Below are 18,788 nucleotides of genomic sequence, written 5' to 3'. Positions count from 1 at the left end.
TCAGGGACAATCAGCGGCCGTAAACGTTCATACCCGGGAAGAAGAAAGCCACTTCCTGAGCCGCCGTTTCCGCGGCGTCCGAGCCGTGCACGGCGTTGGCGTCGATGCTGTCGGCGAAATCGGCGCGGATCGTGCCCTTTTCAGCCTTCTTCGGGTCCGTGGCGCCCATCAGGTCGCGATTCTTGGCAATGGCGCCTTCGCCTTCCAGGGCCTGGATCATCACCGGGCCGGAAACCATGAAGTCCACCAGGTCCTTGAAGAACGGGCGTGCCTTGTGCACGGCGTAGAACTGCTCGGCTTCACCGCGCGACAGGTGAACCATCTTGGCAGCAATGATCTTCAGGCCAGCGGCCTCGAAACGGGCGTAGATCTGGCCGATAACGTTCTTGGCCACGGCATCCGGCTTGATAATCGACAGGGTGCGTTCGATCGCCATGAAAAACTCCGAAAAATGAAGGGGTTACAAATGGATTAAACGTGCAATTCTAGCACGAGACCAAGACGGATTCGAGCGCGTGACCCGTTCGCCCCGTTGTGAGCCCTGGCGCACGATGTTGCGGCGCAATAAGTAGCGTAAAATACACTTTTTAGGTGCGCAGCCGGGGAACAGAAGGCCCAAAGTCTCGTCCAATGTTTGCGAAATCGGAAAACAACCAGGCCAATGCGTTATTGTTAAGACAAAGGCCCTTGCAAAACCGCCTACGCAATGCCACATTGACGCTGTGCCGCCCGGGTCTCACCCGGCGCCTCACCGAACATTGATGACAGGAGTCACCATGAACAACAAGCTGAACACCTACGGTTTCGGCAACAACGCGGGCGCGACCGATGTCGTCGTCCGCAATCGGGTCCTACGCAACACCTACTGGCTGCTGGCCCTCTCGATGATCCCGACCGTGCTCGGCGCGTGGATCGGCGTGGCCTCCGGCTTCACCCTGATGGCGGGCAGCCCCGGCCTCTCGATCCTGATCTTCTTCGCGGTCGCGTTCGGCTTCATGTACGGCATCGAGAAGACCAAGAACAGCAGCATGGGCGTRGTCCTGCTACTGGCGTTCACGTTCTTCATGGGCCTGATGCTGTCGCGACTGATCAGCGCGACGCTGTCGTTCTCGAACGGCCCGGCGCTGATCATGTACGCGTTCGGCGGCACGGCGGCCGTGTTTGCCACGATGGCGTCCGTCGCCACGGTCAGCAAGCGCGATTTYTCCGGCATGAGCAAGTTCCTGTTCGTCGGCGTGATCTTGCTGATCCTGGCCAGCGTGGCCAACATCTGGCTGCAGATGCCCGCGCTGATGATCACCGTGTCCGTGATCGCGATCGGCATCTTCTCCGCGTACATCCTGTTTGACGTGCAGCGCATCGTGAACGGCGGCGAGACGAACTACATCACCGCCACGCTCGCGATCTACCTCGACGTCTACAACGTGTTCGCGAACCTGCTGGCGCTGCTCGGCATCTTCGGCGGCAGCCGCGACTGACGCACGACCCGCAACGTTGTTGCAAACGAAAAACCGGCCTTCGGGCCGGTTTTTTCATGCCTGCGCGATGAGCATCGCCGCCGGTCAGTCCCGCTCGAAGACCGCGATCGACTCCACGTGGGACGTGTGCGGGAACATGTTGACCACACCGGCGCCGGCCAGCCGATAGCCGGCTTCGCGCACCAGCATACCCGCGTCGCGCGCCAGCGTGGCCGGGTTGCAAGACACGTAGACGATGCGCTGCGGCAGCACGTCGCTGCCGGCCTGGTTGAGATCACCCAGCGCCTTGCAGACCGCCAGCGCACCCTCGCGGGGCGGATCGACGAGCCAGCGGTCGAAGCGGCCCAGCGCGGCGATATCCTGGGCCGTCACCTCGAACAGGTTGCGGGAGGCGAACGACGTCTTGCCAGCCAGCCCGTTGTACTCGGCATTGGCCAGCGCGCGCGTGGTTAGCACCTCGCTGCCCTCGATGCCCATCACCGATGCGCCCTGCGTGGCCAGCGGCAGCGTGAAATTGCCGATACCGCAGAACAGGTCGAGCAGCCGGTCCGTGGGCTGGGCGTCCAGCAGGCGCAGCGCGCGGCCAATCAGCACACGGTTGATCTGATGATTGACCTGCGTGAAATCGGTCGGCTTGAACGGCATGCGGATGCCGAACTCGGGCAGCGTGTACGCCAGTTCCTGATCGGCCGGATAGAACGGATAGACCGTGTCCGGGCCCTTCGGCTGGAGCCAGAACTGCACGCTGTGGCGGTCGGCGAAGGCGCGCAGCAGGTCCTTATCGGCATCGGTCAGCGGCTCAAGGATGCGCAGCACCAGCGCCGTCACTTCCTGGCCCACCGCGAGTTCGATCTGGGGCATGCGGTCGCGGATCGACAACGCCGCGACCAGCTCGCGCAGCGGCACCAGCAAGGCGGACACATGCGGCGGCAGGATCTCGCAGCGCGTCATGTCGGCCACGTAACTGCTCTTGCGCTCGTGGAAGCCCACCAGCGCCCCGCCCCTCTTCGCCACATAGCGGACGGTCAGTCGCGCACGGTAGCGATAGCCCCAGTCTGGGCCGGCAATTGGACGAAATACGACGTCCGGCCGCACCTTCGACAGATGCCAGAGATTGTCCTCCAGCACGCGCTGCTTGATGGCCAACTGGGCGCGCGCGTCCAGGTGCTGCATCGAGCAACCGCCGCACACGCCGAAATGCTGGCACCCCGGCTCCACGCGCATCACAGACGCCTGCTTCACCTCCACCAGATGGGCCTGCTCGTAGCTCCGCTTGCGGCGGAAACTGCGATAGCTGACCGTCTCGCCCGGCAGCGCACCTTCGACGAAGATCACCTTGCCCGGCGTGCCGTCTTCATTGACCAGGCGGCCGACGCCGCGCGCCTCCATGTCAAGGCTTTCGATCTTGACGATCGGGTCGGGAGACCCCGGAGTTGTGGCGGAAGCGACACTAGACTGCGTCGCCGGCTGGGCGGGTGAAGACACGGCTTGAGACACCAGTGGGACCTGACGTATTGTTTTGCGAAAGCGCGATTGTATTCCAGTCACGGCGCCAAACGGCAGCCGCAATAGAGRACGGCGATGGAACTGATTACGTGGAATATCCAATGGGGGCGCGGGGCAGACGGCAAGGTCGACCTCGCGCGGATCGTCGACACCATGCGCGGCATGGCCGACGCCGACGTGATCTGCCTGCAGGAGGTCACGCGGGGTTTCACGGACATGGCCGGCAACCCGAGCCGCGATCAGGTGGCCGAGCTGACCGCCCTGCTTCCCGGCTACCGCGTCATCTTCGCGCCGGGCGTCGACCGCAYCGGGAACGATGGCAGCCATCGCCAGTTCGGCAACGTGGTCGCGACTCGGCTCGCGGTGCGGGAGGTCTTCCGCCATGCATTACCCTGGSCGGCTGATCCGGAAGTGGCGTCGATGCCACGCGTGGCGCTGGAGGTCACAGTGCAGATTGGCGCCAGGCGTCTGCGTGTGATCTCCACGCACCTGGAGTTCTATTCGAAGCTCCAACGCGAGGCCCAGGCTACCGCCCTGCGCGACTGGCATAAGGAGGCGTGCGATCACGCGCGGCGGCCCAGCAAATCGGAATCACGGCCCGGCCCGTTCACGCCGGAGCCACGGCCCGTTGAAGCGATCCTGTGCGGCGACTTCAACGCCAAGCCGGAGGATGTGGCCTACCGGACCATGCTCGAGCGCTACCCCGATGCCACGCCGAACTGGCAAGACGCGTGGATCCACACCCACCCGGGCGAGCCCCACGCGCCGACCTGCGCCCTCTATGACAAGAAGCAATGGCCGGAGCCGCCCTTCGCGTGTGATTTCGTGTTCGTGACGGAGAATTTGCTCGCCGAWGTGCAACGTTGCGAGGTCAACGGCGAGACCGATGCATCGGACCACCAGCCCATCCATCTGACACTGGACGCCTAGATTTCGGGCTCTTCGTCGTCCTCGGGGCTCATCGGCTTGAGCTGGAAGGCGCGCAGGTACTGCATCCACTGCTCGCCCGGCAGCTCGGCCAGCGACTCCTGAACCAGCGACACTTCCATGTCGAACTCGCGCGGCGTCAGCCCGCCGCGCATCAACTGGAAGCGGCAGTACATCAGGTAGGTGTTGACGACGTCAGTCTCGCAATAATCGCGAATTGCGGCGAGCTGGCCTTGCTGGTAGGCCTCCCAGACCTTGCTGCCGTCCATCCCCATCTTGCCGGGGAAGCCGCATAGCTTGGCCAGGTCGTCGAGCGGCGCACTGGCCCGTGGCTGGTACATCGCCAGCAGGTCCATCAGGTCCAGATGCCGCATGTGATAGCGGCTGATGTAGTTGTTCCACTTGAACTCGCGGCTGTCGTCGTCGCGGCCCTCACCCATTTCCCAGTAACGCGGCGCAGCGACCCCGTTGATCAGCCCACGATAATGGAGCACGGGCAGGTCGAAGCCACCGCCATTCCACGACACCAGTTGCGGGCTGTAGCGCGCGATCAGTTCGTAGAACTTCTGGATCAGCGTGGCCTCACCATCCTCGAGCGTGCCGAGCGAGCCGACATGGAACACGGCGGACCCATCGCGCTGCGTGCGACGCAGCACGCAGGAGATGGCAGCCACGCGCTGCAGGTGGTGCGGCATGAAGTCGGAGCCGGTCTTGTCCCGGCGGGCGGCAAACGCATGCTCGGCGACTTCGGCGTCGCTCATCGATGCGGGATGGTCATGCAAACGGCGCAGGCCGGCGACATCGGGAATCGTCTCGATGTCGAATACCAGCACAGGGGTCATAAAACGGCGTCCTTCCTGACACCTTGCGAAGCGAAATGCCGCTTGAGCTTGACCAGCGCTTCCTGCTGGATCTGGCGCACGCGCTCGCGCGTCAGACCCATTTCCTCGGCCAGCTCCTCGAGCGTAGCCGGCTCGATGTGGTTCAGGCCGAAGCGGCGCTCCACCACATAGCGATGCTTCTCCGACAGGCGGGCCAGCCAAAGCTTCATCAGGTTTTCCAACTCGCGGTGGGCCACTTCCTGGTCGGGCGCGGCGTTGTGCTCGTCGGAAAGGAAATCGAGCAGGCTGGAGCCTGGGTCGAGATCGAACGGCGTATCGAGCGAGGTGGTATGTTCATTGAGTGCCAGCACGTCCTGCACCTCGTCAGGCGTCTTTCCGAGGAGATGAGCAATGTCCTCGAGGCTGGCGTCGCGGCCATCGGTGCCACCTTTTTCAAGATGACGCTTGGCACGCAGTACTTGATTGAGTTCGCGAATCACGTGCACCGGCAACCGCACCGTGCGGGCCTGATTCATGATCGCGCGCTCGATGCTCTGGCGGATCCACCACGTGGCATAGGTGGAAAAGCGGAAACCACGGGTCGGATCGAACTTCTCGATGGCGTGCATCAAGCCGAGATTGCCTTCCTCGATCAAATCGAGCAGCGGCACGCCACGGTTCAGGTAGCCCTTGGCGATGCTGACCACGAGGCGCAGGTTTCGCTCGATCATCACCTGCCGCGCGGAGAAATCCCCGCCCTTGGCCAGCGTGGAGAAATGGAGTTCCTCCGGCGCGGACAGCAACGGCTTGATGCTGATGCGGTTCAGGTAATGCTGGACGGTGTCGGCGGCGAGTTCCGTGTGKAGCACGGTCTTGAAGTCGTCGTGCTCGGGCGCGGCCTCGGCGGCTTCTTCTTCCTCTTCCTCGTCCTCGGCTTCATCGTCGTCGCCGTCGTCGGCGGCGACGACGTCTACGCGCAGGTCGGTGGCGAGATCGGTGTCACGCAGGCCGGCACGCGAAACGGGCGTGATGGGCTCGTCGGTAGCCGGGACCATTTCGGCAGCAGGATCGTCGCCGAAGCCCTCGGCGTCCACCACGTCGGCAGATTTCGCCACACCAGCCTTTCCTTCCGGCTGCTTGGGACGACGGGTCCTGCTGACAACTCCGGATGAGACAGTTTTCTGGCGTGGCATGAAACCTCACTGTGGCGGCAGATACCGCATCGGATCGACCGGTTTTCCGTTCTTGCGAACCTCAAAGTGCAGCTTGACCCTGTCAGTATCACTGTTACCCATTTCGGCAATCTTCTGGCCCTTGCGGACCATTGACTGCTCTGCCACCAGCACCTTGTCGTTATGACCGTAGGCGGTGAGATACGTGTCGTTGTGTTTGATGATGACAAGATTCCCGTAGCCGCGCAAGGGGCCTACGTGAATCACCCTACCCTCGTCGGCAGCCAGCACGGCATCGCCTTTTTTACCAGCGATATCAATGCCTTTGTTACCTTTGTCATCAAATTTTCCGATCAGCTGACCGCTGGCGGGCCAGGACAGGCGGACGTCGCCAGCCGGGGCCGAAGCCGCCGCTGCTGCCGATGCACCGGCCGAGGGCGTGGCGGCCGGCACCGAGGCCGCTGCCGTGGTGCCGGAGGGGGTCCCGACAGGGGTGCCGACCGGGCGCGCCGCGTCAATCGGCTGCGACTGCACCGTGCCAGGCGCCACCGGCACCGTGGCGACGCCCGGGGCTACGTTAGCGTCGGCGCTCGGCGGCACAACGCGCAGCAGTTGTCCGACCTCGATCTGATTCGCATTGCCGATATTGTTCCACGACGCCACGTCGCGATACGACTGCCCGTTCTCGAGCGCGATACGGTAAAGGGTATCGCCTCGCTTGACCCGATAGTATCCAGGCGGCGCCGGCTCCACGGACGCGGCGGCCTGTCCACCTGCGGTGGAGGTACGGTCCACCACCGGGGCGGGCATGGGCGAATTGGCGCAGGCAGCCAGCAGGGCGACGAGCGCGGTGACGGTGAAACGTTGTCCCAAACGTGCGAAATGTTCCGATTTCACGATGTTGTGCATAGTTCGACTCAGATGGTGCCCGATTTTAAGGGCACAAAGAAAACGGCTTCAAGCGCGGTCCTGTGAAACCGATGACGGTTCAGGCGCTCGATCAGCAAGAGCTGCTGGGTGACGGTCTGGCCGGGGCCGCCCGGTGCGGATGCCACCACCGGGGCGATCAGCCGGCCGCCAATCGCCAGTTGCCCGAGCAGCGCCTCGGGCACGTCCATCCCGGCGGCGGCCAGGATGATGGCGGAAAACGGTGCGGCCTGCGGCAGCCCGAGCATGCCATCGCCGTAATGCAGGCGGATGTTCGGCACGCGCAGCGGACGCAGGTTCGCCTTGGCTTGTTCGTGGAGCGGACGAATCCGCTCGATGGAGAACACTTCCTGCGCGACGAGGCTCAGCACGGCAGCCTGGTAGCCGCAGCCGGTGCCGATTTCCAGCACCCGCGGGATCGGCTGGTCCGGCGTGAGGCCCTCGCGCAGCAGTTCGATCATGCGCGCCACCACCGACGGCTTGGAAATGGTCTGCTGATGGCCGATCGGCAGCGCGGCGTCCTCATAGGCTTGCGAGGCCAGCCCCGGCTCCATGAACAGATGACGTGGCACCGTGGCGATGGCGCTCAGCACGCGCTCGTCGCGGATGCCGCCGGCACGCAGCCGTGCAGCCAACGCGGTGCGGGCGCGATCGGACGCCATGCCGCCCCCGCCCGCCGTGGCCGCCGAGGCACGCGCCTCCACGGCACTGCCCGGTGGCGGCGGGGCCGCAGGCGGTGCGGACGGCTTGCGTGGCTTGACGGTCGCCGGCGCGGGCGCGGCCACATGCCGGCCGCCCACGGCGGGCAGGCCGGCCGTGCGCTTCGGCGCGGGCTTGCGTTCGACTACCGCATCGAGCGGCAGCGGAAAGCGGGATCGGCGCGGCGTGGTGCTCATCGGCGCGATACCGGAATCGAAGACTGGAGGGCCGACGCGAACGACACGCCTACCCCAGCCACTGTCCGAGTTGTTCGAGCTGCGCGCGATGGGTCAGGTCGAGCTGCAACGGCGTCAGCGAGACAAACCCATTGGCGGTGGCGTGGAAATCGGTGCCTTCGCTCGCGTCGCGCGCGTCGCCGGCCGGGCCGATCCAGTAGTTGGTATCGCCACGCGGATTCACCTGCGTGATGACCGGCTGCGAAGGATGGCGCTTGCCGAGGCGCGTGGCGCGCTGGCCCTTCAGATGTTCGAACGGCAGGTTCGGGATGTTGACGTTGAGCAGGAACGGCTCCTGGGGCGGGCGGGCGATCACGCGCTCCACGATCTCGCGCGCCACGCGCGCGGCGGCGTCCAGGTGCTCCCAGCCCTTGTCCACCTGCGAGAACGCGATGGACGGGATGCCGAACAGATAGCCCTCGATGGCGGCGGCCACGGTGCCCGAATACAGGACATCCTCGCCCATGTTCTGGCCCTGGTTGATGCCGGACACTACCAGGTCGGGCCGATCCTCGAGCAGGCCGGTCAGTGCCACGTGCACGCAGTCGGTGGGCGTACCATTGATGAAACGGAAACCCTTCTGCACGCCCTCGCGCGCCTCGAAAACCGAGAGCGGACGTTGCAGCGTGAGCGAATTCGACGCACCGCTATGGTTCTGCTCGGGCGCGATCACCGTCACGCGCGCAAGCGGGGCGAGCGCGGCATGCAGAACGGCAAGGCCCGGCGCGAGATAACCGTCGTCGTTGGCGAGAAGGATATGCATGGCCGCGATTGTACCCGAGCAAAGCGGCCATCGCGGCACCAAAACGGCGTGGAACCGCCGCCCGACGCGAACAGAACGATCGTGCTTTTTTGCGCTACACTTCCCGRAGCGCAGACCATCGCCACACCACAACACCACCACCGGAGACAAGATGAAAGCCGTACTCTGCAAAGCCTGGGGCCCGCCCGATTCCCTTTCGCTCGACACCCTCCCGGACCTCGTRCCCGGCGATGGCGAGGTCGTCATCGACGTCAAGGCCGCCGGGGTCAACTTCCCCGACGTGCTGATCATCCAGAACAAGTACCAGGCCAAGCCGGCGCTGCCTTTCTCGCCCGGTTCGGAGCTGGCCGGCGTGGTCAACGCGGTGGGCGCGGGCGTGACGCACGTCAAGCCCGGCGACAAGGTCATCGCCTATCTCGGCAACGGCGCCTTCGCCACGCAGGCCAAGGCCCCGGCGAGCGCCGTKGTGCCGATGCCGCCCGGCATCGACTTCGACGTGGCCGCCGCCTTCACGCTGACCTACGGCACCTCCCACCACGCCGTGGTGGACCGGGGCGAGCTGAAGGCTGGCGAGACGATGCTGGTGCTGGGCGCGGCCGGCGGCGTGGGCCTGGCGGCCATCGAGATCGGCAAGGCGATTGGCGCGCGGGTGATCGCGGCGGCGTCTACCGACGAGAAGCTGGCGGTCTGCAAGGAGCAYGGCGCSGACGCGCTGATCAACTACAGCACCGAAGACCTGCGCGAGCGCGTCAAGGCGCTGACCGACGGCAAGGGCCCGGACGTCATCTATGACCCGGTTGGGGGGATTTATGCCGAGCCGGCCTTCCGCTCGATCGGCTGGCGTGGSCGCTACCTCGTGGTGGGCTTCGCCAACGGCGAGATCCCGAAGATGCCGCTGAACCTGGCCCTGCTCAAGGGCGCGTCGCTGGTCGGCGTGTTCTGGGGCGATTTCGCCCGTCGCGAGCCACGTAACAATCAGGCCAATATGGCGCAGATGCTGGGCTGGATGAAGGAAGGCAAGATTCGCCCGCACATCTCGGCACGCTACCCGCTGGAGCAGGCGCCGCAGGCGCTGAAGGACATGGAAGCGCGCAAGGTGACCGGCAAGATCGTCATCATGCCGTAACGCTTCTCCGCCCTTCCCCGGCCTGTCCTTTGTCTGGACATGGCCGGGAGAGGGCGAATTCAACAACGTTTAACGCAGTATTTCAGAGTTTTTCGGTCTCACCCGAACTCGGCTGCCACTTCATCAGCCGCTTCTCCCCCACCGTCACCATCCAGTCCAGCACCAGCGCGCACGCGGTCAGTACTACGATGCCCGCGAACACCGTGTTGATGTCGAACGTGCCTTCGGCCTGGAGAATCAGGTAGCCCACGCCGCGCGCGGAACCCAGGTACTCGCCCACCACCGCGCCCACGAACGCCAGACCCACTGACGTGTGCAGCGACGAGAACACCCAGCTCGTGGCGCTGGGCAGGTACACGTGGCGCAGCAGTTGCTTCTGGTTCGCGCCGAGCATGCGTGCGTTGGCCAGCACCACCGGACTCACTTCCTTCACGCCCTGGTAGACGTTGAAGAAGACGATGAAGAACACCAGCGTCACGGCCAGCGCCACCTTCGACCAGATCCCCAGCCCGAACCAGACCGCGAAGATCGGCGCCAGGATCACGCGCGGCATCGAGTTGGCCGCTTTCACATACGGGTCGAGCACGGCCGAGGTGAACGGGCTCAACGCCAGCCACAGCCCCACGCCCAGCCCGGCCACCGTGCCGATGCCGAACGCCAGCACCGTCTCCAGCAGCGTCACGCCCAGGTGGATATAGATGTCACGCTCGACGACGAACCAGGTCCAGATGCGCTTCGCCACCATCAGCGGTTCGCCGAAGAAGAACGCCACCTCTTGCGAGCGCGTGGCCGCATGCCACACCCCCAGGATCACCACCAGCACCAGCAGCTGCCACACACGCAGCATGCCCTTAGAATCCGCTCGAAAAGCCATATCGTTGTTCTACGAGTTTTTGTATCGTCAGAGGGTCAGGCGACCTTGCGCTGCTGCGCGTAGCCCTTGAGCACTTCCTCGCGCAGCACGTCCCAGATGGCGGCGTGCAGCTCCACGAAGCGCGGATGGTTGCGGACTTCCGCCACGTCGCGCGGACGCGGCAGGTCGATCGCAAATTCGCCAATCGGATGGGTGCCCGGGCCGGCCGACAGCACCACCACGCGGTCACTCATGGCGATGGCCTCGTCCAGGTCGTGCGTGATGAACAGCACGGCCTTTCGCTTGGCGGCCCAGAGGTCCAGCACCTCGTTTTCCATCAGCTGGCGGGTCTGGATGTCCAGCGCCGAGAACGGCTCGTCCATCAGGATGATGTCCGGGTCCAGCACCAGCGTCTGCGCCAGGCTCACGCGCTTGCGCATGCCGCCCGAGAGCTGGTGCGGATAGCGGTCGCCAAACCCACCCAGGCCCACGCGGCGTAGCCATTCCTCGCCCTGCGCCTCGGCCTCGGCGCGCGGCACGCCGCGGAATTCCAGGCCGGCAATCACGTTGTCCAGTGCGCTGCGCCACGGCATCAGCGCCTCGGACTGGAACATATAGCCGGCGCGGCGGTTGATGCCGACCAGCGGCTCGCCGAACACGCGCACGGTGCCGCTGGAAGGCTCCAGCAGGCCGGCGCCGACGTTCAGCAGCGTGGACTTGCCGCAGCCCGTGGGGCCCACCACCGAGACGAACTCGCCGGGCTGGATGGACAGCGTGACATCGCGCACGGCGGTGTAGCGCTGGCTGCGGTCCTCGCGCGAGACGAAGGTGCAGGTAACGTTCTCGAGGGAAAGTGCGGGCGTGCTCATTGCTCGAAGAAAACTCGTCGAAAAACTGGACTCAGAGAAAACACAAGCCCGCCGAGCGTTGCGCGCGCGGCGGGCGGTGTGAAGGCGGGTGCGCTGACTTGTCGATTACTTGTACTTGGCGTTGGCGCGCTGGACGAACGTGTTCGTGAACGTGTTCTCGAGCTTGATCGACTTGCCCTTCAGCTCAGGATCGAACTGCTGCAAGGTGTTCAGCGCCGTCTTCGGGCCATCAGCCGGCATCGTGCCGTCCGGCGAGATGGCTTCCTTGACCTGCTCCCAGGCGGCCAGATAGAGCGCGCGGTCGCCCAGCAGGTAGCTCTCGGGCACGGTTTTCACGATGTCCGACGGGCCAGCCTTCTGCAGCCACTTGAGCGCGCGGACCATGGCATTGGTCATCGCCTGCGTGGTGTTGGGGTTCTGCTGGATGAAGGCGGTCGAGGCATACAGGCAGCCCGACGGCATATTCCCGCCGAACACCGCCTGGGTTTCCTTGAGCGTGCGGGTGTCCGAGGCGATCTTCACCTCGTTCTTCTGCGTCAGCATCGACACCACCGGATCCAGGTTGGCCATCGCGTCGATCTGGCCCGAGCGCATGGCGGCCACCGCGCCGGCGCTGGCGCCCACGCCGATGAACGACACGTCCGACGGCTTCAGGCCCGACTTGGCCAGCACGAAGTTGGCCATCATATTGGTCGAGGAACCCGGCGCGGTCACGCCGATCTTCTTGCCCTTCAGGTCGGCAATCGACTTGAAGTTCGGCATGGTCTTGTTCGACACCACCAGCACGATCTGCGGCGCACGGCCCTGGAGCACGAATTCCTGGTACTGCTGGCCCTTGGCCTGCAGGTTGATGGTGTGCTCGTAGGCGCCGGACACCACGTCCGCGCTACCGCCGACCACGGCCTGGAGCGCCTTGGCGCCGCCGGCGAAGTCGACGATTTCCACGTCCAGGCCCTCTTCCTTGAAGTAGCCCAGGCGCTCGGCAATCGTCAGCGGCAGGTAATAGAAGAGATTCTTGCCCCCCACGGCGATGGTCACCTTGGTCTTCTCGGGCTTGCCCTGCGCCTGCGCGCTGCTGAAGGTGAACCACCCGGCCAGGAACAGGGCCAGTGCGATCAGCGCCCGCTTCCAGAATGTCTTGTCGTACATGAGATGCTCTCCTACCTGACTACCTGTTTTTGTTCGTTGCGTGCCGCCTTGCGGCAAATTGCGATGCTACCGGCCGCGGCCGGTGCCCGCATCGGGATCAACACCTACCGGACGATGCAGACATTTGGCGGACATTGCCAACGCAACGCAATGCCGGCCGTAAACGCAGCGCGGCGGCGCACAGTGTACGTGCGCCGCCTTTCGATCACCTTGCCATGGTCGGAATGTCTGGCTCCGTGACCTCCTCCGCTTTACTCCGCGTGAATGTCGGCGGACTTGATGACCTTGCCCCAGCGCGTCAGTTCGGCCCGCTGGTACTGATCAAGCTGCTGCGGGTTCATGTAGCGCGCCTCGGCGCCCAGTTCCTCGGCCTTCTTGCGGAAGGCATCGGACTTCATGATCTTCTCGATCTCCGAAGTCAGCTTGTCGATGACGGGCTTCGGCGTGCCGGCCGGCGCGTACATGGCGAACCACGACGACACGTCCAGGTCGGGATAGCCCGCCTCCGGTGCCGACGGCACGTCCTTCAGGCTAGGCAGGCGCGTCTTGCTGGTCACCACCAGCGGGCGCAGCTTGCCGGCGGCGATATGGCCCATCAGCGGCGGCGGCGTGGTGATGGTCAGGTCGACGTTGCCGCCCAGCAGGTCGGTCATCGCCGGGCCGGTACCTTTGTATGGCACATGGGTAATCTTCGTGCCGGCCTGCAGGTTCAGCAATTCCGTGGACACGTGCTGGAGCGAGCCATTGCCCGACGACGCGTAGTTGAGCTTGCCCGGATTCGCCTTGGCGTAGGCCACCAGTTCCTTGAGCGAGTGGACCGGCAGGCTCGGCCGCACCACCAGCACCTGCGGGGCGGACAGCAGGTTCGCCACGGGCGCGAAGTCCTTCACCGGATCCCACGGCTGCTTGGTCAGCAGCGGCGTGATCACGTGGTAGCCCGAATACTGCACCAGCAGCGTGTAGCCATCCGGCTTGGCGCGCTGCACGGCCTGCGCGGCGATGGTGCCGTTGCCGCCCGGCTTGTTGTCGACGACGACCGACTGGCCGAGCGCCTTGGACAGCGGCTCCGAGATCAGGCGCGCGGCGATGTCCGTCGTGCCACCGGCCGCGGCGGAAACCACCAGCATCACCGGTTTGTTGGGATAGGTGCTGTCCTGCGCCTGGGCGGCAGGTACGAGTGCCATGCCAGCCAGCAGCGCGGCGGCCGTCAGTTGAGTCTTGCGGTTCATGGTTGTCTCCGTGCTTGTTATATAGGGAAGCGAAGGGATCTGAATCTCTGGCGTTACTGCCCGGCGAAGTGCTCAGCCATCCAGGCCGGGGGTTGATGGGTGCGCAGGCGCGGACCGGCGCGCAGCAGCTGGCTGGAAATTTCGCGCTCAACCAGTGCCGGCAGGCCCCCGACCACGGCCAGCAGGCCGTCCAGGTCTACGCCGGTGTCCACGCCCATCGACGCGAACATGTGGACGAGTTCTTCCGTGCTGACATTGCCGCTCGCGCCGGGCGCGTACGGGCAGCCGCCCAGGCCGCCGGCGGCCGCGTCGAAGCGCGTGACGCCGGTCTGCCAGGCCGCGATGGCATTGGCCAGGCCCATGCCGCGCGTGTTGTGGAGGTGGATGGTCAGCCCGGTCTGCGGCAGCGCGCGCTGGAATGCCTCGCACATCGCCGCCACCTGGTTCGGATAGGCCATGCCCGTGGTATCACACAAAGTGATGCCCGAAGCACCCGCATCGGCAAATCGGCGCGCCAGGGCCATCACATCGGCCTCGGGGATATCGCCCTCGAACGGGCAGCCGAACACCGTGGAAAGCGACACGTTCACCGGCACGCCAGCCTTGCCGGCCTCGTCGATCATCGCCGTCAACTGCGCCTTGGACTGCTCGCGCGTCATGCGCAGGTTGGCGCGGTTGTGGGTTTCGCTGCACGACATGACGAGGTTCACCTCGTCCGGCTGGCACGACAGCGCGCGCTCCAGCCCGCGCAGGTTCGGCACAAGCACCGTGTAGGCCACGCCCGGCACGCGTTCGATCTGGTGCATCACGGCCTCGGCATCGGCCAGCGCGGGAATGGCGCGGGCCGATGTGAACGACGTCGCCTCGATGCGCGCGAAACCGCAGTGGGCCAGCGCGTTGACGAAGGCCACCTTGCCTTCGGTCGGCACGACCACCGGCTCGATCTGCAGGCCGTCACGCGGCGCCACATCGTTGATTTCGATCTTGGCCGGCCCGGCCAGCGGATAACGTTGGGCACTCATGCGATCACTCCTCGGGCGCGCAGGTCGGCGATGGCGGCCGCGTCGAAGCCGGATTCGGCCAACACGGCATCGGTATGCTCGCCCAGCGTGGGCGCGCGGTCATGGATGGCSCCGGGGTTGGCGGACAGCTTCGGGATGATGCCCGGCACTTCCACGCTCAGCCCCCGGGCCGACGTCACGGTTTCGATCACACCGCGCGCCCGGTAGTGCGGGTCTTCGGCGATGTCCTTGACCGTGTAGATGCGGCCGGACGGCACGTCGGCCTCGCGCAGCACCACCAGTGCGGACTCGACGGTCTGGGTCTGGGTCCAGGCGGCGATGGCGGCGTCGATCTCGTCCACGCGCTTCACGCGGCCGTCGTTGCGGGCCAGCGCGGGATCTTCGCCGAGGTCCGCGCGGCCCATCGCAGCCATCAGGCGGCGGAAGATYGCGTCGCCATTGGCGGCAATCAGCACATATTCGCCGCAACCGCAGGGATAGGCGTTGGACGGCGCGATGCCCGGCAGCGCGCCGCCAGCCGGCTGGCGCACGGCGCCAAAGGCCGAGTACTCGGGCAGCAGGCTTTCGCTGAGGTTGAACAGCGACTCATAGAGCGCCACGTCGATCACCTGCCCCACCCCGCCGCGCGCATCGCGCTCGTACAGGGCCAGCAGCACACCGAGGGCGCCATGCAGGCCGGCGATGGTATCGCCCAGCGAGAGCCCGGCGCGCACCGGCGGCCGGCCCGGCTCGCCGGTCAGGTAACGCAGGCCGCTCATGGCCTCGGCCACGGCGGCAAAGCCGGGTTCGTCCCGGCGCGGGCCGGTCTGGCCGTAGCCGGACACCCGCACCATGATCAGCTTCGGATTGGCGGCGTGGAGCACRTCCCAGCCCAGRCCCCACTTTTCCATGGTGCCGGGGCGGAAGTTTTCGATCAGGACATCGGCCTCGGTGGCCAGCTTGCGCACCAGCGCCTGGCCTTCCGCCTGACGGAGGTCRATGGCGATGGACTGCTTGTTGCGCGACTGCGCTTCCCACCAGACGGAGGTGTCCTCGTGGATCATGCGCCACTTGCGCAGGGGGTCGCCCTGGCCGGGCGGCTCCACCTTGACCACGTGGGCGCCGAAATCCGCGAGGGTCTTGGCGGCAAAGGGGCCGGCAATCAGTTGTCCCAGTTCCAGGACGCGAATGCCTTCGAGAATCTGTTGCGCCATGTGAGGTGTCTCCGTGATGACCGTGGCTGCCGCGCCGCATCGATCTGCGGGACTGGCTTTTCATGTTGGGTCGGAGTGTGCACCAGCGGCGCGGGCGACGGAATCGGCATTCCGGCAAGCGGGCTTTCTCGGAACGCGAAGGGGCGGGCTTACCCGGAGTTCGCCCGGGGATCCCGGGGGATGGCGCGGAGATCGCCTTAGAACGGCGCGCGGTCGCCGCAGAGATGGGTGATGAGCAGCCGCGCCGACACGGTCAGCCCGGCCGGATCGCGCATGCCGATCAGCAGCGAGCGGCGCGCCCAGGCGTCCTGCAGCGGCACCAGCGACAGCCCCATCGATTTCACGTGCGGCTCGGCCGCGATGCGCGGCAGCACGCCCACGCCCAGCCCGGCCATGACCATGCGGCACATCGCGTCGAAGCTGCGCACCTGGATGCGCAGCCGGAACTGCCGCTCCAGCCGGCTGCTTTCCTCGAGCAGCCGCGCCGCCAGCGAGGTCACCTGAGGCAAGCTCACGAAGTCGTATTCGAGCGTATCGGCGTAATGCACGGGCCCGCGCTCGGACAGCGGATGCCCGGGCGGCGTGATGATGACCAACTCGTCCTGCCGGTATTCCACGGTCACCAGCCCGGAGCTTGGCGTGCGATCGGCGAAGATGCCGACATCGGCGCGGTTTTCGACCAGCGCGGCGACGATCTCGCTGCTGTTCTGCTCCTCCAGCTCGATGCGGATGGTCGGATGCTGGCGCATGAACGCCGCGAGGTCGTCCGGCAGGAACTGGGTAATGGCCGAGGTGTTGGCGCACACGCGCACCTGCCCGCGCACGCCGGACGCGTAGTCCGACATCACGCCAGCCATCCGTTCCACGTCCTGGAGGATGGTCAGCGCATGGTGGTAGCAGGCCTGTCCGGCCTCGGTCAGTTGCACGCCGGCGGCGTGGCGGAAGAACAGCGGCGCGCCCACGGCGGCTTCGAGATCTGAAATCCGCTTGCTGGCGGCCGCCACGGCCAGGTGCGACTGGCGCGCGCCGGCCGAGATGCTGCCCTGTCGGGCCACGGCCACGAACAGGCCAAGCGTCACGAGGTCGAAGCGCGCCAGATTCATGTTTGTCCGAGGAAGTCCGATACCTACAGGCTACGCCGGTCCATGACGGCGCGGGCGATGGTGCCCGCGTCCACGTATTCGAGTTCGCCGCCCACGGGCACGCCGCGCGCCAGCCGCGACACCTTGAGCCCGCGCGACTTCAGCATCTCGCCGATGTAGTGCGCAGTGGCCTCGCCCTCGCTCGTGAAATTAGTGGCCACGATGACCTCGCCCACCGGTCCGCCGAGTTCGGGGTCCGTGGCGCGGGCCAGCAGCCGGTCCAGGTGGATGTCCTTCGGGCCGATGCCGTCGAGCGGCGAGAGCCGCCCCATCAGCACGAAATACTGGCCGCGATAGGTCAGCGTCTGCTCGATCATCACCTGGTCGGCCGGCGTCTCCACCACGCAAAGCAGCGAGGCGTCGCGCGCGGTGTCGCGGCAGGTCTCGCAGATCTCCTGCTCGGTGAAGGTGTTGCAGCGCTGGCAATGGCGGATGCCGTCGGCAGCACCGCGCAGCGCGTCGCCAAGCTTGCGTGCGCCGTCGCGGTCGTGCTGCAGCAGGTGATAGGCCATGCGCTGGGCGGACTTCGGCCCCACGCCGGGCAGCACCTTGAGCGCCTCGATCAGCGCCTGCAGCGAGGTGGGCGGCGCCGCTCTCATCGGCGCGCCCCTGTCAGATGCGTCATCAGAACGGCAGCTTGAAGCCCGGGGGCAGCGGCAGGCCGGACGTCATCGAGCCCATCTTCTCTTGCGTGGTGGCCTCGGCTTTGCGCACGGCGTCGTTGAACGCGGCGGCGACGAGGTCTTCCAGCAAGTCCTTGTCGTCGGCCAGCAGGCTCGGGTCGATGGTCACGCGCTTCACGTCGTTCTTGCAGGTCATCAGCACCTTCACGAGRCCGGCGCCRGACTGGCCCTCRACCTCGATCAGGGCCAGCTGCTCCTGCATCTTCTTCATGTTTTCCTGCATCTGCTGGGCTTGCTTCATCAGCCCGGCCAGTTGACCTTTCATCATGGGGATACTCCTGAATCAATATGTGTGGATGGCGGGGCGGCGCCGGTGGTGCTGGTCTGGCCGCCCCGGGAATGGTTGTCAGGCGGCGCGTGGCTGGACGGAGCCGGGCACGATCTGCCCGCCGAACTCGCGCAACAGCCCCTGCACGAACGGATCGCCGTCAATCGTGGACTCAGCCTCGCGCTGGCGCTCGGCCCGTGCCGCTGCATCGACAGCAGCCGCCGTGTGCGTGACAGCGCCAATTTCGCACTGCACGCGCACTTCCACGCCGAATTGCTCGACCAGCGCGGCCTGGAGCCGTTCGGCGACATTGTTTTCGGCGATGGCCGCCACCGGCACGCGCAGGTGCAGGGTGCGGCCGACCACGCGGTGCAGCTCGCTCTGGAACGCCAACTGCTGGGCCAAGCCCTTGAGCGGCAGCGTGGCGGCCAGCGTCGGCCAGTCGTCGGTGAACACGGGCGGCGTGCCGTCATCGGCGGCGCTTGGCGCCACGGGCGGAATCGCCGGGGCCAGTTGCACGGCCGGCTGGGCCGGCGGGGCGGCCGGTTCCGGCTCCGGCCGGCGAGCCAGCTTGGCCTGTGGTGCGGCGCGGCTGGCGCGCGGCGCGGGTTCGAACGAGTCCGACTCGAAACCGCTGTCGTAGCCGCCGAAGCTCGGGTCATAGCCCGGATCGCTGTCGTACGGGCCGATCACCGGCAAATCGGGGGGCAATTCCTCCCAAGGCG

At 66.0% G+C, this 18,788-nt stretch carries 20 protein-coding genes; 3 read left to right on the top strand and 17 right to left on the bottom strand.

Annotated elements, in window-relative coordinates:
* Positions 1-10: 10 nt before the first annotated feature.
* On the bottom strand, positions 11-436 hold the full coding sequence (gene ndk, locus AB4Z27_RS14035; RefSeq protein ID WP_092289700.1) for a nucleoside-diphosphate kinase: 426 nt from the start codon (positions 434-436) through the stop codon (positions 11-13).
* Between the two features lie 340 nt (positions 437-776).
* On the opposite strand from ndk, the gene AB4Z27_RS14030 reads away from it, so the two are divergent.
* Positions 777-1,478 carry a Bax inhibitor-1/YccA family protein gene (locus AB4Z27_RS14030; protein ID WP_092289702.1) on the top strand — a complete coding sequence of 234 codons (702 nt, stop codon included), beginning with the start codon at positions 777-779 and terminating at the stop codon, positions 1,476-1,478.
* An 84-nt stretch (positions 1,479-1,562) separates the two neighbouring features.
* Here the strand turns inward: AB4Z27_RS14030 and rlmD are convergent, their stop codons facing one another.
* Positions 1,563-2,891 carry a 23S rRNA (uracil(1939)-C(5))-methyltransferase RlmD gene (gene rlmD / locus AB4Z27_RS14025; protein WP_092290831.1) on the bottom strand — a complete coding sequence of 443 codons (1,329 nt, stop codon included), beginning with the start codon at positions 2,889-2,891 and terminating at the stop codon, positions 1,563-1,565.
* A 168-nt stretch (positions 2,892-3,059) separates the two neighbouring features.
* On the opposite strand from rlmD, the gene AB4Z27_RS14020 reads away from it, so the two are divergent.
* Positions 3,060-3,914 carry an endonuclease/exonuclease/phosphatase family protein gene (locus tag AB4Z27_RS14020; protein WP_441644641.1) on the top strand — a complete coding sequence of 285 codons (855 nt, stop codon included), beginning with the start codon at positions 3,060-3,062 and terminating at the stop codon, positions 3,912-3,914.
* Here the strand turns inward: AB4Z27_RS14020 and AB4Z27_RS14015 are convergent.
* From AB4Z27_RS14015 to surE, 5 genes are read right to left on the bottom strand one after another with little or no spacing between them, the layout of a single operon-like run.
* A complete protein-coding gene (locus AB4Z27_RS14015) occupies positions 3,911-4,753 on the bottom strand; it encodes a 3'-5' exonuclease (RefSeq protein ID WP_092289706.1) in 843 nt (280 codons plus the stop codon). The genes AB4Z27_RS14020 and AB4Z27_RS14015 overlap by 4 nt on opposite strands.
* Positions 4,750-5,925 (bottom strand): RNA polymerase sigma factor RpoS, encoded by a 1,176-nt coding sequence (gene rpoS, locus AB4Z27_RS14010; protein WP_092289708.1) that lies wholly within the window; start codon positions 5,923-5,925, stop codon positions 4,750-4,752. Before rpoS ends, AB4Z27_RS14015 begins: the two co-directional genes overlap by 4 nt.
* A gap of 6 nt (positions 5,926-5,931) precedes the next feature.
* Positions 5,932-6,813, bottom strand: coding sequence for a peptidoglycan DD-metalloendopeptidase family protein (locus AB4Z27_RS14005; RefSeq protein ID WP_092289709.1), 882 nt, complete (start codon positions 6,811-6,813; stop codon positions 5,932-5,934).
* Positions 6,814-6,821: 8 nt separating this feature from the next.
* Entirely contained in the window at positions 6,822-7,727 is a 906-nt protein-coding gene (locus AB4Z27_RS14000; protein ID WP_092289711.1) for a protein-L-isoaspartate(D-aspartate) O-methyltransferase, read from the bottom strand.
* A gap of 49 nt (positions 7,728-7,776) precedes the next feature.
* Complete coding sequence (gene surE / locus AB4Z27_RS13995) at positions 7,777-8,529, bottom strand: 5'/3'-nucleotidase SurE (protein ID WP_441593547.1); 753 nt, start codon at positions 8,527-8,529, stop codon at positions 7,777-7,779.
* A gap of 151 nt (positions 8,530-8,680) precedes the next feature.
* Here surE and AB4Z27_RS13990 point away from each other — a divergent pair, with 151 nt between their 5' ends.
* Positions 8,681-9,655, top strand: a complete 975-nt coding sequence (locus AB4Z27_RS13990) for an NADPH:quinone oxidoreductase family protein (RefSeq protein WP_092289715.1) — start codon at positions 8,681-8,683, stop codon at positions 9,653-9,655.
* Between the two features lie 82 nt (positions 9,656-9,737).
* Here AB4Z27_RS13990 and AB4Z27_RS13985 read toward each other — a convergent pair whose 3' ends face one another.
* The 10 genes from AB4Z27_RS13985 to AB4Z27_RS13940 all read right to left on the bottom strand — a co-directional run.
* Positions 9,738-10,529, bottom strand: coding sequence for an ABC transporter permease (locus AB4Z27_RS13985; RefSeq protein ID WP_441593546.1), 792 nt, complete (start codon positions 10,527-10,529; stop codon positions 9,738-9,740).
* 35 nt (positions 10,530-10,564) lie between these two features.
* The gene (locus AB4Z27_RS13980; RefSeq protein WP_092289719.1) at positions 10,565-11,377 is read right to left on the bottom strand and encodes an ABC transporter ATP-binding protein; all 813 of its coding nucleotides are present in this window, start codon (positions 11,375-11,377) and stop codon (positions 10,565-10,567) included.
* Positions 11,378-11,482: 105 nt separating this feature from the next.
* Positions 11,483-12,526 carry an ABC transporter substrate-binding protein gene (locus tag AB4Z27_RS13975; RefSeq protein ID WP_092289721.1) on the bottom strand — a complete coding sequence of 348 codons (1,044 nt, stop codon included), beginning with the start codon at positions 12,524-12,526 and terminating at the stop codon, positions 11,483-11,485.
* 251 nt (positions 12,527-12,777) lie between these two features.
* Entirely contained in the window at positions 12,778-13,755 is a 978-nt protein-coding gene (locus AB4Z27_RS13970) for a Bug family tripartite tricarboxylate transporter substrate binding protein (protein WP_441593545.1), read from the bottom strand.
* Positions 13,756-13,808: 53 nt separating this feature from the next.
* A complete protein-coding gene (locus tag AB4Z27_RS13965) occupies positions 13,809-14,777 on the bottom strand; it encodes a hydroxymethylglutaryl-CoA lyase (protein ID WP_092289725.1) in 969 nt (322 codons plus the stop codon).
* On the bottom strand, positions 14,774-15,970 hold the full coding sequence (locus tag AB4Z27_RS13960; RefSeq protein WP_092289727.1) for a CaiB/BaiF CoA transferase family protein: 1,197 nt from the start codon (positions 15,968-15,970) through the stop codon (positions 14,774-14,776). Before AB4Z27_RS13960 ends, AB4Z27_RS13965 begins: the two co-directional genes overlap by 4 nt.
* Before the next feature lie 197 nt (positions 15,971-16,167).
* Complete coding sequence (locus AB4Z27_RS13955; RefSeq protein ID WP_092289729.1) at positions 16,168-17,073, bottom strand: LysR family transcriptional regulator; 906 nt, start codon at positions 17,071-17,073, stop codon at positions 16,168-16,170.
* A 23-nt stretch (positions 17,074-17,096) separates the two neighbouring features.
* The gene (gene recR / locus AB4Z27_RS13950) at positions 17,097-17,711 is read right to left on the bottom strand and encodes a recombination mediator RecR (protein WP_441644640.1); all 615 of its coding nucleotides are present in this window, start codon (positions 17,709-17,711) and stop codon (positions 17,097-17,099) included.
* Positions 17,712-17,736: 25 nt separating this feature from the next.
* Positions 17,737-18,063, bottom strand: a complete 327-nt coding sequence (locus AB4Z27_RS13945; protein WP_092289733.1) for a YbaB/EbfC family nucleoid-associated protein — start codon at positions 18,061-18,063, stop codon at positions 17,737-17,739.
* 78 nt (positions 18,064-18,141) lie between these two features.
* Positions 18,142-18,788: DNA polymerase III subunit gamma/tau C-terminal domain-containing protein (locus AB4Z27_RS13940; RefSeq protein WP_441644639.1), on the bottom strand; the 647-nt coding region annotated here is incomplete at its 5' end.

This window comes from Cupriavidus sp. KB_39, from assembly GCF_052114485.1.
Taxonomy (GTDB): domain Bacteria; phylum Pseudomonadota; class Gammaproteobacteria; order Burkholderiales; family Burkholderiaceae; genus Cupriavidus.
The sequence above is the reverse complement of the archived record's forward strand: the minus strand, read 5'-3'. Positions and strand labels throughout refer to the sequence as shown.

Bases quoted from the DNA above. Each gene is read 5' to 3' on its own strand.
- ndk (WP_092289700.1), bottom strand. From the start codon at position 436: ATGGCGATCGAACGCACCCTGTCGATTATCAAGCCGGATGCCGTGGCC.
- AB4Z27_RS14015 (WP_092289706.1), bottom strand. From the start codon at position 4,753: ATGACCCCTGTGCTGGTATTCGACATCGAGACGATTCCCGATGTCGCC.
- AB4Z27_RS14005 (WP_092289709.1), bottom strand. From the start codon at position 6,813: ATGCACAACATCGTGAAATCGGAACATTTCGCACGTTTGGGACAACGT.
- AB4Z27_RS14000 (WP_092289711.1), bottom strand. From the start codon at position 7,727: ATGAGCACCACGCCGCGCCGATCCCGCTTTCCGCTGCCGCTCGATGCG.
- surE (WP_441593547.1), bottom strand. From the start codon at position 8,529: ATGCATATCCTTCTCGCCAACGACGACGGTTATCTCGCGCCGGGCCTT.
- AB4Z27_RS13985 (WP_441593546.1), bottom strand. From the start codon at position 10,529: ATGGCTTTTCGAGCGGATTCTAAGGGCATGCTGCGTGTGTGGCAGCTG.
- AB4Z27_RS13980 (WP_092289719.1), bottom strand. From the start codon at position 11,377: ATGAGCACGCCCGCACTTTCCCTCGAGAACGTTACCTGCACCTTCGTC.
- AB4Z27_RS13975 (WP_092289721.1), bottom strand. From the start codon at position 12,526: ATGTACGACAAGACATTCTGGAAGCGGGCGCTGATCGCACTGGCCCTG.
- AB4Z27_RS13970 (WP_441593545.1), bottom strand. From the start codon at position 13,755: ATGAACCGCAAGACTCAACTGACGGCCGCCGCGCTGCTGGCTGGCATG.
- AB4Z27_RS13965 (WP_092289725.1), bottom strand. From the start codon at position 14,777: ATGAGTGCCCAACGTTATCCGCTGGCCGGGCCGGCCAAGATCGAAATC.
- AB4Z27_RS13955 (WP_092289729.1), bottom strand. From the start codon at position 17,073: ATGAATCTGGCGCGCTTCGACCTCGTGACGCTTGGCCTGTTCGTGGCC.
- recR (WP_441644640.1), bottom strand. From the start codon at position 17,711: ATGAGAGCGGCGCCGCCCACCTCGCTGCAGGCGCTGATCGAGGCGCTC.